At 72.2% G+C, this 14,429-nt stretch carries 14 protein-coding genes; 10 read left to right on the top strand and 4 right to left on the bottom strand.

Translation table 11 applies throughout. From position 1 onward, the window contains the following. Nucleotides 1–19 precede the first annotated feature (19 nt). Nucleotides 20–1,069, bottom strand: a complete 1,050-nt coding sequence (locus tag ACFYO8_RS20815) for a hypothetical protein (protein ID WP_354868570.1) — start codon at nucleotides 1,067–1,069, stop codon at nucleotides 20–22. Nucleotides 1,070–1,316: 247 nt separating this feature from the next. Here ACFYO8_RS20815 and ACFYO8_RS20810 point away from each other — a divergent pair, with 247 nt between their 5' ends. From ACFYO8_RS20810 to pstB, 7 genes are all read left to right on the top strand, one after another. Next, nucleotides 1,317–2,036 (top strand): response regulator transcription factor, encoded by a 720-nt coding sequence (locus ACFYO8_RS20810; RefSeq protein ID WP_176722767.1) that lies wholly within the window; start codon nucleotides 1,317–1,319, stop codon nucleotides 2,034–2,036. 148 nt (nucleotides 2,037–2,184) lie between these two features. Next, nucleotides 2,185–3,027: a polysaccharide deacetylase family protein gene (locus ACFYO8_RS20805; RefSeq protein WP_354869158.1), complete on the top strand. Its 843-nt coding sequence runs from the start codon at nucleotides 2,185–2,187 to the stop codon at nucleotides 3,025–3,027. A 67-nt stretch (nucleotides 3,028–3,094) separates the two neighbouring features. Then, nucleotides 3,095–4,033 (top strand): mycothiol synthase, encoded by a 939-nt coding sequence (gene mshD / locus ACFYO8_RS20800; protein ID WP_354868572.1) that lies wholly within the window; start codon nucleotides 3,095–3,097, stop codon nucleotides 4,031–4,033. Between the two features lie 230 nt (nucleotides 4,034–4,263). Further along, nucleotides 4,264–5,361: a phosphate ABC transporter substrate-binding protein PstS gene (pstS, locus tag ACFYO8_RS20795; protein WP_354868574.1), complete on the top strand. Its 1,098-nt coding sequence runs from the start codon at nucleotides 4,264–4,266 to the stop codon at nucleotides 5,359–5,361. A 41-nt stretch (nucleotides 5,362–5,402) separates the two neighbouring features. Then, the gene (gene pstC / locus ACFYO8_RS20790) at nucleotides 5,403–6,488 is read left to right on the top strand and encodes a phosphate ABC transporter permease subunit PstC (protein ID WP_387257410.1); all 1,086 of its coding nucleotides are present in this window, start codon (nucleotides 5,403–5,405) and stop codon (nucleotides 6,486–6,488) included. Continuing rightward, on the top strand, nucleotides 6,485–7,573 hold the full coding sequence (gene pstA / locus ACFYO8_RS20785) for a phosphate ABC transporter permease PstA (RefSeq protein ID WP_355094171.1): 1,089 nt from the start codon (nucleotides 6,485–6,487) through the stop codon (nucleotides 7,571–7,573). The genes pstC and pstA overlap by 4 nt, the downstream gene beginning before the upstream one ends. Nucleotides 7,574–7,593: 20 nt before the next feature. Further along, the gene (gene pstB / locus ACFYO8_RS20780; RefSeq protein WP_354868583.1) at nucleotides 7,594–8,370 is read left to right on the top strand and encodes a phosphate ABC transporter ATP-binding protein PstB; all 777 of its coding nucleotides are present in this window, start codon (nucleotides 7,594–7,596) and stop codon (nucleotides 8,368–8,370) included. On the opposite strand, the gene ACFYO8_RS20775 is transcribed toward pstB, so the two are convergent. Then, on the bottom strand, nucleotides 8,351–9,556 hold the full coding sequence (locus ACFYO8_RS20775) for an epoxide hydrolase family protein (protein WP_354868586.1): 1,206 nt from the start codon (nucleotides 9,554–9,556) through the stop codon (nucleotides 8,351–8,353). The genes pstB and ACFYO8_RS20775 overlap by 20 nt on opposite strands. Nucleotides 9,557–9,619: 63 nt before the next feature. On the opposite strand from ACFYO8_RS20775, the gene ACFYO8_RS20770 reads away from it, so the two are divergent. After that, the gene (locus ACFYO8_RS20770) at nucleotides 9,620–10,498 is read left to right on the top strand and encodes a WYL domain-containing protein (RefSeq protein ID WP_354868589.1); all 879 of its coding nucleotides are present in this window, start codon (nucleotides 9,620–9,622) and stop codon (nucleotides 10,496–10,498) included. A 3-nt stretch (nucleotides 10,499–10,501) separates the two neighbouring features. On the opposite strand, the gene ACFYO8_RS20765 is transcribed toward ACFYO8_RS20770, so the two are convergent. Beyond that, complete coding sequence (locus ACFYO8_RS20765; protein ID WP_354868592.1) at nucleotides 10,502–11,329, bottom strand: NUDIX hydrolase; 828 nt, start codon at nucleotides 11,327–11,329, stop codon at nucleotides 10,502–10,504. A 431-nt stretch (nucleotides 11,330–11,760) separates the two neighbouring features. Between ACFYO8_RS20765 and ACFYO8_RS20760 the strand changes: the two genes are divergently transcribed. Further along, nucleotides 11,761–12,348 carry a DinB family protein gene (locus ACFYO8_RS20760; RefSeq protein WP_354868594.1) on the top strand — a complete coding sequence of 196 codons (588 nt, stop codon included), beginning with the start codon at nucleotides 11,761–11,763 and terminating at the stop codon, nucleotides 12,346–12,348. A gap of 61 nt (nucleotides 12,349–12,409) precedes the next feature. Next, nucleotides 12,410–13,378, top strand: a complete 969-nt coding sequence (locus ACFYO8_RS20755; protein ID WP_354868597.1) for a Gfo/Idh/MocA family oxidoreductase — start codon at nucleotides 12,410–12,412, stop codon at nucleotides 13,376–13,378. 42 nt (nucleotides 13,379–13,420) lie between these two features. On the opposite strand, the gene ACFYO8_RS20750 is transcribed toward ACFYO8_RS20755, so the two are convergent. Next, complete coding sequence (locus tag ACFYO8_RS20750; protein WP_354868600.1) at nucleotides 13,421–14,425, bottom strand: inorganic phosphate transporter; 1,005 nt, start codon at nucleotides 14,423–14,425, stop codon at nucleotides 13,421–13,423. Between the last annotated feature and the right edge of the window lie 4 nt (nucleotides 14,426–14,429).

The following is a 14,429-nucleotide window of genomic DNA, read 5'->3' as shown; positions in this document are numbered from 1 at the left end:
CGAATCCTCCCCAACCGCGTCAGAGGAACAGCACGCACATGGCGTACGCGGCGGGCGCGGCCAGCGCGAACCCGCCCAGCGGCCCCTGCATGTGCCGGGCCACCCACATCGTCGGCGGTTCGCCGGCCATCAGCCGGCCCGCCTCGGCGTACCCCACCGCGAGGTCCGCCAGGACGGCGGTGGCCGCGCTGACCACCCCGACCAGGGCGGCGCTGGTCGGGGTGAAGCCGACCAGGTAGCTGCCGAGCACGGCGCTGGTGAGGGTGCCGATCATGGCGCCGGCGACCACGCCGGCCGCGCCGCGCGGCACCTGCGGGGCGAGCCGGGGCCACGGCGCGACCGCGTCGGTGAGCCGGGCGACGAGCAACGCCACCCCGGCGGCGGTGAGGCAGACCGTGATCGCCTGGGTGCCCTTGGGGATCCGGCTGAGCACGATGAGCGTGGCGAAGGCGACCACGCCCACCACGATGAGCAGCGTGCCGCCGAGCGAGTCGGTCACCCGGACCCGGTCCACCCGCCGCACGAGCTGGCCCAGCACGCCGAGCAGGAAGCCGCCGGCGGCGGCGTAGCCGAGCGGGGCCAGGCCGGCGAGGTCCGACTGCACGGCGGCGACGTCGGCGATCACGGCGGTGCCGGCGCTGACGAGCGCGACGACGAGCAGCGCGGGCGGTCGCATGGCCATCGTCCAGGCCAGCACGAACAGCAGTTGGACGCCGAAGATGATCACCGCGAACGGCAGCCGGTGCCCCGGGCCCGCGGTCTGCGCGCCGAGCACCAGGCCGACGCCGAGCAGCGCGGCGAAGCCGGCCACGGTGAGCGCGAGAGGGCGGCGGACGGGGACCGGCGGCACCTCCTCCTCGGGCTCCTCCTCGGGCTCGTCGTCGGGACGCCGGCTGGGGCCGCCCTTGCGCAGCCGGCGCGGGCCCTTGCGTTCCGGCCGGCCGCCCTCCTCGTCGGCGGGGCCGGTACGCGGCGCGGGCGGGTAGACACGGGCGGGGCCGGACGGCCCGGCGGACGGGTCGTCGGCCCACGGTTCACGACCGGTGTCGCGCGAGGTGGAGGGAGACACGCCCCGATCGTGCCAGACCCGGGCGGCTCGGCAGAGGTCCCGGTTTCGGCGACGTTAAAACCTGCGGCGCGATCAAGGGCAGAAAGGGCAAACGGTAAATCGCGCGAAGGTGACGGCCGGTCCATCGGTTACGCTCAGGCCGTTACCCGCCCGTCGACGACGCCGGGACCCACGCAAGTTCACAGTGCCGCCCGCACCCCCGGGCGTGTTGCTGGTCGCGCGCGGCCGAGAGGCCGCCGGGACGGAGGTGATCGTGGAGCTCCTGCTGCTCGTGACCGCGCGGGCCGGTGAGCCGTCGGCGGTGTTGCCGGCACTCGACCTGCTGCCGCATTCGGTTCGCACCGCACCCCGCGACGTCCGCACGCTGGTGTCCGGCCCGACACCGGACGCCGTCCTGGTGGACGCCCGCTCCGAACTGAGCGAGGCGCGGGCCACCTGCCGGATGCTGCACGCCACCGGGCTCGGCGTACCGCTGGTCGCGGTCGTCACCGAGGCCGGGCTGATCGCGCTGAACGCGGACTGGGGCGTCGACGACGTGATCCTGGCCGGTGCCGGGCCGGCCGAGGTGGAGGCCCGGCTGCGGCTGGCGGTCGGCCGCCTCAGCAACGCCACCGCCGGCGCCGGGGGCTCGATCCGGGCCGGCGAGCTCAACATCGACCCGGACACGTACGCCGCCAAGCTGAAGGGCCGGCCGCTCGACCTCACGTACAAGGAGTTCGAGCTGTTGAAGTTCCTGGCCCAGCACCCCGGGCGGGTGTTCACCCGGGACCAGTTGCTGCGCGAGGTCTGGGGCTACGACTACTTCGGCGGCACCCGGACGGTGGACGTCCACGTGCGGCGGCTGCGCGCCAAGCTCGGCTCGGAGTACGAGTCGATGATCGGCACCGTCCGCCAGGTGGGCTACAAGTTCGTCGTCCCGCCGTCGCGCTCACTGCCGGAGTCGGAGCCCGCCCCGCTGCCGGTCTGACCGCCCACGCCCCACCCCACTAGAGGGCACTTTTCTCATACGCCCTTTTTGCCCGACCAGTCAGCCATATCCTGGCTGCCGGAATTGTCGGGCTAAGGGGGGCGGTGCGTGCGGTGAACACGGGGGCGACGAACGGCCGGTGCCGCTGATGCGGGGCTCGACGCTGCGCGCCGCCGGGCTCGTGACCGTCGTACTGGCCGGCCTGCTCGGCTCGGCGTTCGCGCTGGGCCGCAGCCTGGTGCCGGAACCGCACCGTTCCGACACCGGAGTCGCCACCACGCTCAACGGCCCGAGCTACGGCGACCAACCCCCCAGCACCGGCCTCCCGGGCGGTACGGCCAGCGCCCGGCCGAGCCCCGACGCCGCGCCGGACGAGCCCGGCGGCGACGGCCCGTACGGCTCCCTGATCACTACCGGCTCGTCCCGCGTCGCGCTGACCTTCGACGACGGCCCCGACCCCCGCTGGACCCCGCAGGTGCTCGCGCTACTGGCCCGGTACGGCGCAAAGGCGACGTTCTGCGTCGTGGGCGAGAACGCCGAGGCCCACCCGGACCTGGTCCGGTCGATCGCGGCCGAGGGACACACGCTGTGCAACCACTCCTGGAGCCACGACGTCAACCTGGGCAGGCGATCCCCGGCGACGATCCGGGCCGACCTGCTGCGCACCAGGGACGCGATAGTGGCCGCCGCGCCGGACGCGCGGATCGCGTACTACCGCCAGCCCGGCGGGGCCTGGACGCCCTCCGTCATGTCGGCCTGCGCCGATCTGGGGCTCACCCCACTGCACTGGAGCGTGGACCCGTCGGACTGGAAGGCGCCGGGCGCCACCACCATCGAGGCGACGGTCCGCTCGCAGATGGGGCCCGGCGCGATAGTGCTCATGCACGACGCGGGCGGGGACCGGTCCGGCACCGTCAGCGCGCTGCAGGACCTCCTGCCCGAACTGCTGGCCCGGTTCGAGTTGGAGCCGCTGCCCGCCGGCCGGCCGTGACGAGCGCCACTGATCGCCGTCGTCGTGCGCCGCGAACCACGGCCCGCCGCCCGCTACCGTGACTCAGATGAGCAGCACCGACCCGACGAGTGGTCCCGCGGCCGATCGGATCGACCGGGCGGACCGGCTGACGCCGGACGAGGTCGCCGAGGTGCTGGCGCTGGCCCGCGCCGCCGGTGACGCCGACGGCGCCGACCCGCTCGACGAGCACGTGCTGCTGCGGATGCGCGACCCCGAGGCGCCCGCCGTGCACCTCACCGCCCGGACCGCCGACGGCACCCTCACCGGGTACGCGCACCTCGACACCACCGCACCGGCCGACGGAGTCGGCGTGGAGATGGTGGTGCATCCGGCGTACCGGCGGCGGGGCGCCGGGCGGGCGCTGGCCCGTGGCGTGGTGGCCGCCGCGTCCCGACCGCTGCGCGCCTGGGCGCACGGCGACCACCCGTCGGCCGCCGCGCTGGCGGTCGACCTGGGCTTCTCCCGGGCGCGGGTGCTCTGGCAGATGCGCCGCCCGCTCACCGACAAGTTGCCGGCGCCGGTCGTGCCGGACGGCGTGACGCTGCGCGCGTTCCGTCCCGGCGCGGACGACGAGGCCTGGCTGGCGGTGAACAACGCCGCCTTCGCCCAGCACCCCGAGCAGGGCAGGTGGACGCTCGACGACCTGCGCGTACGCATCGCCGAGCCGTGGTTCGATCCGGCCGGTTTCCTGCTCGCCGTCGACTCCGCCACCGGGCGGCTGCTCGGCTTCCACTGGACCAAGGTGCACGAGCGGCCGGGCTCGGCCCGCATCGGCGAGGTGTACGTGCTCGGCGTGGACCCGTCCGCGCACCGGGGCGGGCTCGGCCGGGTGCTCACCGCCGCCGGCCTGACGCATCTGCGCGACGAGCGCGGGCTGGACCGGGTGATGCTCTACGTGGACGAGAGCAACGCCGCGGCTGTCGCGCTCTACGAGCGGCTGGGCTTCGCCCGCTGGTCCGCGCACGTCAACTACCAGCTCGGCTGAGCGCTCGCCTGCCCCGGAAAATCGCCACAGGCGATGCCGGGCCGCTGGTTCACGACATGGACAACCCTCCCTCAGCGGACGGCCATCTCGTCGGCTGAACGTGTTCACCGTGCGTTCACTTGCGTCCGGCGAACCGTCCACCTGGCCCTCCTACCTTTCGTGTCAGCCGGTCAGCGCCGGCCCCCGGCACTCCGGGCGACCTGACCAAAGACGTGAAGGGACACCCTGAAGTGAAGCTCCAGCGGCACGGCGCCATCGCCTGTCTCGCTCTTACCGCGGTTCTCGGGCTCAGCGCCTGCGGCTCGGACAACAACGAGCCGGCCGGCGCCTCCGGTTCCACCGCCGCGGTGGACTGCGCCACGGGCACGCTGAACGCGCAGGGCTCCTCCGCCCAGAAGAACGCCATGGCCGAGTGGATCAAGGCCTACCAGCAGAAGTGCGCCGGCTCGACGATCAACTACGAGCCCAGCGGCTCGGGCGCCGGCATCCAGGCGTTCATCGCCGGCACCGCCGACTTCGCCGGCTCGGACTCCGCCCTCAAGCCGGAGGAGCAGCCGCAGGCCGACGCCAAGTGCACCGGCGGCCAGGCGCTCAACCTACCGATGGTGATCGGCCCGGTCGCCGTGGTCTACAACGTCAGCGGCGCGAACAACCTCCAGTTCAGCCCGGCCACCCTGGCGAAGATCTTCGCCGGCAAGGTGACCAGGTGGGACGACGCGGCCATCAAGGCCGACAACCCGGACGCCACGCTACCGTCGACAGCGATCCAGGCGGTGCATCGCTCCGACGAGTCGGGCACCACCGACAACTTCACCACGTACCTCTCGAAGACCGCCGAGGCGGACTGGACGCTCGGCAACTCCAAGGCGTGGAAGGCCCCGGGCGGCGTCGGCGCGGCCAAGTCCGACGGTGTGGCCAGCAAGGTCAAGAGCACCGACGGCACCATCAGCTACGTCGAGTGGTCGTACGCCGAGAACTCCGATCTGAAGATGGCGAAGATCAAGAACGGTAACGGCGAGTTCGTCGAGCTGACCGGTGACTCGGCCGGCAAGACCATCGCCGGCGCCAGGTTCGAGGGTCAGGGCAACGACCTGAAGATGTCGATCGACTACAACACCAAGGAGGCCGGGGCGTACCCGATCGTCCTGGCGACCTACGAGATCGTCTGCGGCAAGGGCCTCGCCGCCGACAAGCTGCCGCTGGTCAAGGGCCTGCTCGGCCACGCCGCCAGCGCCGAGGGGCAGAAGGAGCTCGTCGAGCTGGGCTACGCGCCGCTGCCCGAGACCGTCCGCACCAAGGTCGAGGCCGCGGTCGAGAGCCTCTCCTGACGCGCCGACCGACACCTCCTCAACGCGAAGCGAGCGAGCAGATGGGTGACACCCCTCAGCGCTCGGCCGGCGCCGGCACCAGCGGGAACCTCGTGGCCACGAGCCACGAGCGACCCACCGGTGCCTCGGCGCGTGTGGCCGAGCGCCCCGGCAACCCGGGCCGCCCCGACGGTGGCCTCGGCGGCGGCGGCGCCCTCCCCCGGGCCCGCGCCTTCGGCGCGGAACGGGCGTTCCGCGGCCTGACCCTGGCCGCCGGCACCACGGTCCTGGTGGTCATCGCGGCCATCGCGATCTTCCTGGTCGCCAGGGCCGTCCCGGCGCTGCGGGCGAACACCGAGTCGTTCTGGACGTTCGAGGGCTGGTTCCCGAACGACAACCCGCCGCAGTTCGGCATCGGCGCGCTCGCCTTCGGCACCGTCCTGAGCTCGCTGCTGGCGCTGCTCATGGCCGTTCCGGTCGCGCTGGGCATCGCCCTGTACCTGTCGCACTACGCGCCCCGGCGCCTCGGCAACGGCCTGGGCTTCCTGATCGACCTGCTGGCCGCCGTGCCGAGCGTCGTGTTCGGCCTGTGGGGCCGGGACTACCTCGCCCAGCCGGTCGCCGACCTGTCCGCCTGGCTGAACAGGTACTTCGGCTGGATCCCGATCTTCGGCGACGGCCCGTACGGCAACTCGATCCTGCTCGGCTCCGTGGTGCTCGCCATCATGGTGCTGCCGATCATCACCTCGCTGTCCCGCGAGGTGTTCCGGCAGACCCCGACCGCCAACGAGGAGGCAGCGCTCGCGCTCGGCGCCACCCGCTGGGAGATGATCCGCACCGCCGTCCTGCCGTACGGGCGGCCCGGCGTCATCGCCGCGGTGATGCTCGGCCTGGGCCGGGCGCTGGGCGAGACCATCGCGCTGGCGCTCACGCTCGGCTCCACGTACGCCATCTCGTTCAACATCCTGCAGAGCGGCGGCAACTCGATCGCCGCCAACATCGCCAACCGGTTCGCCGAGGCGAACGACACCGGCCGCGGCGCGCTGATCGCCTCCGGCCTGGTGCTGTTCGCGATCACGCTGATCGTCAACATCACCGCGCGGGCGATCATCTACCGGCGGCGCGAGTTCACGGAGTCGGCCGCATGACCACCACCCTCGCCCCCCGCCGCCCGCGCCCGCCGGCCCAGCCGGCCACGCTGCGGGCGAGGCGGCTTCCCGCGTACGCCGCTCCGGCCATCGCCGTCGCGGCGCTGCTGCTCGCGGCGGGCATCGTGTACGGCGCCGGCATCGGCGGCCCGGTCCTGGTCGTGGTGGTCGGCGCGCTGCTCTACCTGGCCGGTCTCTTCGTCGCGGCGAACGCGGTGGAGGGCCGCCGGTCGGCCCGCAACCGGACCTGGAGCACGCTGATCCACTCCGCGTTCGTGCTCGGGGTGCTGCCGCTGGCCTCGGTGGTCTGGACGCTGGTGAGCAAGGGCTCCGAACGGCTGGACGCCAACTTCTTCGGCACCTCGATGAACAACATCGGGTCGCGGGACGCCAACGGCGGCGCGTACCACGCGATCGTCGGCACGTTGCAGCAGGTCGGCATCGCCACAGTGATCACGGTGCCGCTCGGCGTGCTCTGCGCGATCTACATCGTCGAGTACGGCCGGGGCCGGTTCGCGTTCACCATCCGCTTCTTCGTGGACGTGATGACCGGCATCCCGTCGATCGTCACCGGCCTGTTCGTGCTGGCCTTCTGGGTGCTGATCGTCTCGCCGTGGTTCAACGACGGCCGGCCCGGCTTCTCCGGCTTCGCCGCCGCGCTGGCGCTGAGCGTGCTGATGCTGCCCACAGTGGTCCGCTCCACCGAGGAGATGCTCCGGCTGGTGCCGGCGCCGCTGCGCGAGGGCGCGTACGCGCTGGGTGTGCCGAAGTGGAAGACCATCCTGCGGGTCGTGCTGCCGACCGCGCTGCCCGGCATCGTCACCGGCATCATGCTCGCCATCGCGCGGGCCGCCGGCGAGACGGCGCCGGTGCTGCTCGTCGCCGGCGGCGGCGCGGCGATCAATTTCAACCCGTTCGAGAACAACCAGTCGTCGCTGGCCCTCTTCGTCTACCAGCAGGCCGGCGAGGCGTCGAGGTACTCGCCGGCACGGGCGTGGACGGCGGCGCTGACCCTGGTCGCCCTCGTCCTCGTCCTCACCGTGGCGGCGAAGCTGCTGTCCCGCCGCAACCGGCTCGGCCGATGAACCCCGGAGGTACCGCCACCATGGCCAAGCGCATCGAAGCCACGAACGTGACCGCCTACTACGGCGGGTTCAAGGCGATCGAGAACATCAACCTGACCGTCGAACCGAAGACCGTCACCGCCCTGATCGGGCCGTCCGGCTGCGGCAAGTCCACCTTCCTGCGGTCGATCAACCGGATGCACGAGGTGCTGCCCGGCGCCCGGGTCGAGGGCAACCTCACCATCGACGACCAGGACATCTACGACCGGGACGTGGACGTCACGGCGGTCCGCCGCATGATCGGCATGGTCTTCCAGCGGCCGAACCCGTTTCCCACCATGAGCATCTTCGAGAACGTGGTGGCGGGGCTGCGCCTGAACGGCGTACGGCGCAAGCCGATCCTGGAGGAGGCGGCCGAGAAGGCGCTGCGCTCGGCGAACCTGTGGGACGAGGTGAAGGACCGCCTCGCCAAGCCCGGCGCGGGACTGTCCGGCGGTCAGCAGCAGCGGCTCTGCATCGCCCGCACCATCGCCGTCGAACCACAGGTGGTGCTGATGGACGAGCCCTGCTCGGCGCTGGACCCGATCTCGACGCTGGCCATCGAGGACCTGATGTTCCAGCTCAAGGACAAGTTCACCATCATCATCGTCACGCACAACATGCAGCAGGCCGCCCGGGTGTCGGACCGGACCGCCTTCTTCTCCATCGAGAAGACCGGCGATCCGGGCCGCCTGATCGAGTACGACAACACCCAGAAGATCTTCAGCAACCCGGCCCGGAAGAAGACCGAGGACTACATCACCGGCCGCTTCGGCTGAGCGGTGCGGCGAAGAACTGCCGCAGGTCGGCCACGAGCAGGTCGGGCACCTGGTGGGCCGCGAAGTGCCCGCCCCGGTCGTACGTGCGCCAGGAGACGATGTTCTTGTGGTCGCGCTCGGCGAGCGTGCGGATCGACTGGAAGTCCCAGGCGAAGTTGGCGAGACCGAGCGGCACCGTGGTCGGCTCCGGCATGTCCGTTCCCCGTCCGTTCACCTTCTGCGTCGGGTGCACCACCTCTGCGTCCTCGTAGTAGTAGCGGGCCGCCGAGGCGGCCGTGTTCGTCAGCCAGTACACGGTCGTGTGGGTGAGCACGTGGTCGACGTCGATCTGATCCCCCATCAGCTGGCCCAGCCAGCCGAGCAGGCCCACCGGCGAGTCCGCCAGCGCGTGCGCCACGTTCTGCGGCGCGGTCGAGTGCAGCTTGTCGTAGCCACCCTGCCGCTGCACGAAGAACTCGGCGAACGCCACCTTGCCGCGCTCCTCCTCGGTGAGCGCGGCCAGCTCGGCCGGATCGCCGGACGGCAGGGAGAAGATCTGCGTGACGTGCACACCGAGCACGTGCTCCGGGTCGGCCCGGCCCACCTCGGGCGACACGAAAGCGCCGAGGTCGTTGCCGGCCGCGCCGTACCGGTCGTAGCCGAGGCGGCGCATCAGCTCGGCCCAGGCCCGGGCGACCCGGTAGCGGTTCCAGCCGCGCTCCCGGGTCGGCCCGGAGAAGCCGAACCCCGGCACCGACGGGATGACCAGGTCGAAGGCGTCGGCCGGGTCGCCACCGTGCGCCCGCGGATCGGTCAGCGGACCGATCACGTCCAGCCACTCGGCGACGGTGCCCGGCCAGCCGTGGGTGAGGATCAGCGGGGTGGCGCCGGGCTCGGGCGAGCGGACGTGCAGGAAGTGGATCCGCTGCCCGTCGATCTCGGTGGTGAACTGTGGGTACGCGTTCAGCCGCGCCTCCCACTCCCGCCAGTCGTAGGTGGTGCGCCAGCGCTCGGCCAGGCGCCGTACCCAGCTCAGCGGAACGCCGTACTCCCAGCCGGGCGCGACCGGGCCGGCGGGGGCGGCCGGTTCGGGGTCGGGGGGTAGTTCCTCGGCCCAGCGGGTCCGTGCGAGCCGGTCGGCGAGGTCGTCCAGGTCGGCCTGCGGGACATCGATGCGGAACGGGACGATCGCTGTGTTGTCTGCCATGCCCAGGAACGTAGGAGCCAATTAGGAATATTCCGTTCCTAATGAACTGGCAGGATTCGAGAAATGTTGGAGACCTCCGCACGGCTGCTGCGCCTGCTGTCGCTGTTGCAGACCCCGCGTGACTGGACTGGCGCCGAACTGGCCGAGCGCCTCGCGGTGAGCACCCGGACCGTGCGCAACGACGTGGAGCGGCTACGCGAGCTGGGCTATCCCGTACACGGCACGCGGGGCGCGGTCGGCGGCTACCGGCTGGGCGCCGGTGCGGCCCTGCCCCCGCTGCTCCTCGACGACGAGGAGGCGGTGGCGGTGGCGGTCGGGCTGCGCACGGCCGCGGGCGGCAGCGTGGCCGGCATCGAGGAGACATCCCTGCGGGCGCTGGCCAAGCTGGAGCAGGTGCTACCCCACCGTCTGCGCCGGCGCGTCGCCGCCCTGCACACCCACACCATCCGGGTGCCGCACGACCAGCCCGGCCCGACCGTGGACGCCGGGACCCTCAGCCTGATCGGGGCCGCCTGCCGAGACCGGGAGCGGCTGCGGTTCGACTACGTCCGGCACGACGGGACCGCCGATCGGCGGGACGTCGAGCCGTACCGGCTGGTGAACTGGGGCCGGCGCTGGTACCTCGTGGCCTTCGACCCGGCGCGGGACGACTGGCGCACGTTCAGGGTGGACCGGCTCACCCCGCGTACCCCGACCGGCCCCCGGTTCGCGGCGCGCGAGTTGCCCGGGGACGTGGTGGACCGGGTCCGGATCAATCCGGCCGTCGGCACTGTCGAGCCGGCCGGCGACAGCGCCTGTCTCCTGCACACCGGCGCCGACCGGCTGGAGACCATCGCGGTCTGGCTCGGCCTGCTCGACCTCGACTTCACCGTCGAGGACCCGCCCGAACTGGCCGCTCTCCTACGTACCATCGCGGCCCGCTACCTCCGCGCCGCCGGCTGACCGTCAGGACAGACGGAAGCGGGGCGCCTCCACGTCGGAGAGGTCGAGGTGCGGCATGACGGGGACGCCGGGGTCACGCTTCGCCGCCGCGCCGGCCACACCGCCCAGGTCGCCGGCGGCGGCCACCTCGGCCAGCGTGACCATTGTGGGCGGCAGCATGGTCAGCTCGCCGGCCTCCGCCCGGGCCAGGGCGTCCGCCGGGCGCAGCCACAGTGTGTGGTCGGCCTCCCCGGAGACGTCCCGGGTCCGCTGCCCCTCGGGCAGCAGGGCGACGAAGAAGTACGTGTCGAAGCGGCGCGGCTCGAACTCCGGGGTGATCCACCGGCTCCACGGCAGCAGCAGGTCGGATCGGAGCGTGAGGCCCCGCCCGGCCAGCAGGTCCGCGAAGCCGACCCGCCGTCCCTCCAGATCCTGCCGGGCCGTCTCCCAGTCGTCGCCGCTCACGTCGCCGACCACAGTGTCCGGGTCGGGGCCGGCGAGCAGCACGCCCGCCTCCTCGAAGACCTCGCGGGCAGCGGCGCACACCACCGCCTGCGCCGCGGCCGGGTCGAGCCGGAGCCGCTCCCCCCACGCCGCCGGGTCCGGGCCGGCCCAGTCGAGGTGCGTCTCCGAGTCGGAGCGGTCCACCCCGCCGCCCGGGAAGGCGTACATGCCACCGAAGGTCATGGCCGCGACCCGGCGGATCATGTAGACCTCGAACCCGTCGCCGGCCGGGCGGAGCAGCAGCACTGTGGCGGCGACCCGGGGCACGGCCGGTACGGCGCCCTCGGCCCGGAACCGGCGGGCGTGCTCCACCAGGGCGGGGGGTGCGGCGAAGCCGTCGATCGTCATGCGCCGAGCCTAGTTCCCGCCCAGCAGTCCGGTCGGCGACGGTTCCCGTCGGCGCACGGGACACACGTGCTCCGAGCGCGGGCTGCCTGGTCACGATGCGTAGTTCTCTCCGTCCGCCCAGGGGCACCCTTCCGCGCCCTTTGCTCTGCAGCCGAATCCGCAATGGCAACCCTCCGTGTGCGGTGCGCATGAGGCTGCAGAGCAAAGGGGACGGAAGGGCATCGACCCGGCCGCGAGGGATCGTGGGTTTATGTCCGTTAGATTGCCTTTGGGTGCCCCGTCCTGGCGAACAGAGAAGCAATCGCCGTCACGCTGCGCCATCATCACGTTCCGTGCTCGATCGACGTGACATGAGCCGTTCGGGAGCAGCGTCAGAAGCCGCAGGAAGCGCGGGGCAGCGGCCGCCGGTCGTGCCTGGCAGGGTGGCGACAGTGATCGACGACTTCGCGAAGGAATACCTGCACAACGGCCTGCGTCAGATCCGCGAGGCGGTGCTGTGGAAGGTCGACGGGCTGTCCGAGTACGACGTGCGCCGCCCTCTGACCGCGTCCGGCACCAACCTGCTCGGCCTCGTCAAGCACCTGTCGTTCGTCGAGGCCCGGTACTTCGGCGAGGTGTTCGGCAGGCCGTTCCCGGAGCCCCTGCCCCGGTGGGACGAACCGGATCCGGACGGTACCGACATGTGGGTGAGCGAGCGCGAGGCCCGCGAAGAGGTGATCGGCCGCTACCGGCGGGCATGGGAGCACGCGGACGCGACGATCGACGCCCTCGCCATCGACGCCCCCGGCCACGTGCCGTGGTGGCCCCGCCCCGACGTCAAGTTGTTGAACGTCATGGTCCACGTACTGGCCGAGACCGGCCGGCACGCGGGGCACGCCGACATCCTGCGCGAGCAGCTCGACGGCTCGACCGGGGCATGGGCGAAGTACGCGCATCTGGAACCCGACCAGCCGACCCTGACCGCGCGGCGGGCGATGATCGAACTGGCTGCCCGGGCCGCCGCCGACGCCCGCGGCTGAGCCGTCCCGACGGGTGGATCACCCTGCCGGCGGCGGAGCTGCAGGGGATAGCGTGCCGGGCATGACGCGTTGGGGAATCCTGGCCACCGGAAACATCGCCACCCGTTTCGCCGAGGATCTGCGGCTGGTGCCGGACGCCGACCTGGTGGCGGTCGGCTCGCGTACCCGGGAGAGCGCCGAGCTGTTCGCGCAGCGGTACGACGTGCCGCGGGCGTACGCCTCATGGGCGGAACTGGCCGCGGACCCGGACCTGGACGTGATCTACGTGGCCACCCCGCACGCCGCGCACCACGAGGCGGCGCTGGCGTGCCTGGCCGGCGGCAAGGCCGTGCTGGTGGAGAAGCCGTGCACGCTGGACCTGCCGACCACCACCGAGCTGGTGGAGACGGCCCGCGCCCGGGGTCTGTTCCTCATGGAGGCCATGTGGATGCGGACGAACCCGCTGATCCTGCGCGTGCTGGAGCTGATCCGGGACGGCGCGATCGGCGAGGTGACGCACGTACGGGCGGACTTCGGCGTGGCCGGCCCGTTCCCGCCGGAGCACCGGATGCGGGCCCGTACGCTCGGCGGCGGCGCGCTGCTCGACCTCGGCGTCTACCCGCTGAGCCTGGCCCACCTGGTGCTCGGCGTGCCGCAGCACGTGCAGGCGTGGGCCAAGCTGACCCCGGAGGCGGTGGACGAGAACACCGGCATGGTGCTCGGCTGGGACTCCGGCGCGGTGGCGACGCTCAGCTGCGGCATGGTCGGCGCGACAGCGATCACCGCGTCGATCACCGGTACGACCGGCCGGATCGACCTGCCCGAGCTGTTCTTCCGGCCCGCCCACGCGGTGCTGCACCGGGCCGGCGCCGACCCGGAGACCATCCCGGCGGACCTGACCGGCGGCGGCTACCAGTACGAGGCGATCGAGGTGCAGCGCTGCCTGGCGGCCGGGCTGACCGAGAGCCCGCTGGTGCCACACGCCGTCACCCTTGAGGTGATGGGCCTGATCGACGACATCAAGGCCCGGATCGGCGTCTCCTACGCGTGAGGGGTCCCCGCCACTGCGGGGAACCCCTCGGCGTCAGGTCGCTCAGAACAAGGGCCGGACCAGCAGGTACGTGAAACAGGCGATGGCGGCGGCGGCCGGGAACGTGATGATCCAGCCGATCACGATGTTGCCGGCCACGTTCCACCGCACCGCGGAGAGCCGTTTCGTCGAGCCCACACCCATGATCGCCGAGGTGATCGTGTGCGTGGTGGAGATCGGCGCCTTCAGCACCAGCGCGTTGAAGTAGAGCACCGCGCTGGCCACGGTCTCGGCCGCGAAGCCCTCCGCCGGGCCGAGGTCGATGATCTTCCGCCCGAGCGTCCGGATGATCCGCCAGCCGCCCGCGTACGTGCCGGCCGCCAGCATCGCGGCGGAGGTCCAGAAGACCCAGCCCGGGATGTGCGTCTTGCTCTCCTGGAAACCGCCGGTGTAGAGCGCGAGCACGATGATGCCCATGGTCTTCGCGGCGTCCTGCATGCCGTGACCGACCGACATGGCGGCGGCGGACGCGGTCTGCGCCCACCGGAAGCCACGGCTGAGCTTGCCCGGCTGGCCCTTCCGGAACAGCCACATGATCGCCAGCATCACCAGGAAGCCGAGGATCAGGCCGACCACCGGCGAGAGCACCATCGGGACGAGGACCTTCTCGATGATGGTGCCCCACTGGACGATGCCGTCGGCGGCGAACAGGGTCGCGCCGACCAGGCCGCCGAAGAGGGCGTGCGAGGACGAGGACGGCAGGCCGAAGTACCAGGTGATCAGGTTCCAGATGATCGCGCCGAGCACGCCGGCGAAGACCACGCCGAGGCTCTCCACCCCGGTCGGCAACGTCACCAGCCCGTCGCCGACCGTCTTGGCCACCCCGGCGCCGAAGTGCGCGCCGACGAAGTTGCCGACGGCGGCCAGCGCGAGCGCGATCCGGGGGGTCAGCGCCCGGGTCGAGATGCTGGTGGCGATCGCGTTGGCCGCGTCATGGAAGCCGTTCGTGTAGTCGAACGCCATGGCGACCGCGATCACCGCCAGCACGGCGATGAGTTCGGGTGTCACTGGA

The sequence above is a fragment of the Micromonospora sp. NPDC005257 genome (assembly GCF_042872445.1).
In the GTDB taxonomy this organism is placed as follows: Bacteria; Actinomycetota; Actinomycetes; order Mycobacteriales; family Micromonosporaceae; genus Micromonospora.
The sequence above is the reverse complement of the archived record's forward strand: the minus strand, read 5'-3'. Positions and strand labels throughout refer to the sequence as shown.

Bases quoted from the DNA above. Each gene is read 5' to 3' on its own strand.
- pstA (WP_355094171.1), top strand. From the start codon at position 6,485: ATGACCACCACCCTCGCCCCCCGCCGCCCGCGCCCGCCGGCCCAGCCG.
- ACFYO8_RS20775 (WP_354868586.1), bottom strand. From the start codon at position 9,556: ATGGCAGACAACACAGCGATCGTCCCGTTCCGCATCGATGTCCCGCAG.
- ACFYO8_RS20755 (WP_354868597.1), top strand. From the start codon at position 12,410: ATGACGCGTTGGGGAATCCTGGCCACCGGAAACATCGCCACCCGTTTC.
- ACFYO8_RS20765 (WP_354868592.1), bottom strand. From the start codon at position 11,329: ATGACGATCGACGGCTTCGCCGCACCCCCCGCCCTGGTGGAGCACGCC.
- pstB (WP_354868583.1), top strand. From the start codon at position 7,594: ATGGCCAAGCGCATCGAAGCCACGAACGTGACCGCCTACTACGGCGGG.
- ACFYO8_RS20805 (WP_354869158.1), top strand. From the start codon at position 2,185: ATGCGGGGCTCGACGCTGCGCGCCGCCGGGCTCGTGACCGTCGTACTG.
- mshD (WP_354868572.1), top strand. From the start codon at position 3,095: ATGAGCAGCACCGACCCGACGAGTGGTCCCGCGGCCGATCGGATCGAC.
- pstC (WP_387257410.1), top strand. From the start codon at position 5,403: ATGGGTGACACCCCTCAGCGCTCGGCCGGCGCCGGCACCAGCGGGAAC.
- ACFYO8_RS20770 (WP_354868589.1), top strand. From the start codon at position 9,620: ATGTTGGAGACCTCCGCACGGCTGCTGCGCCTGCTGTCGCTGTTGCAG.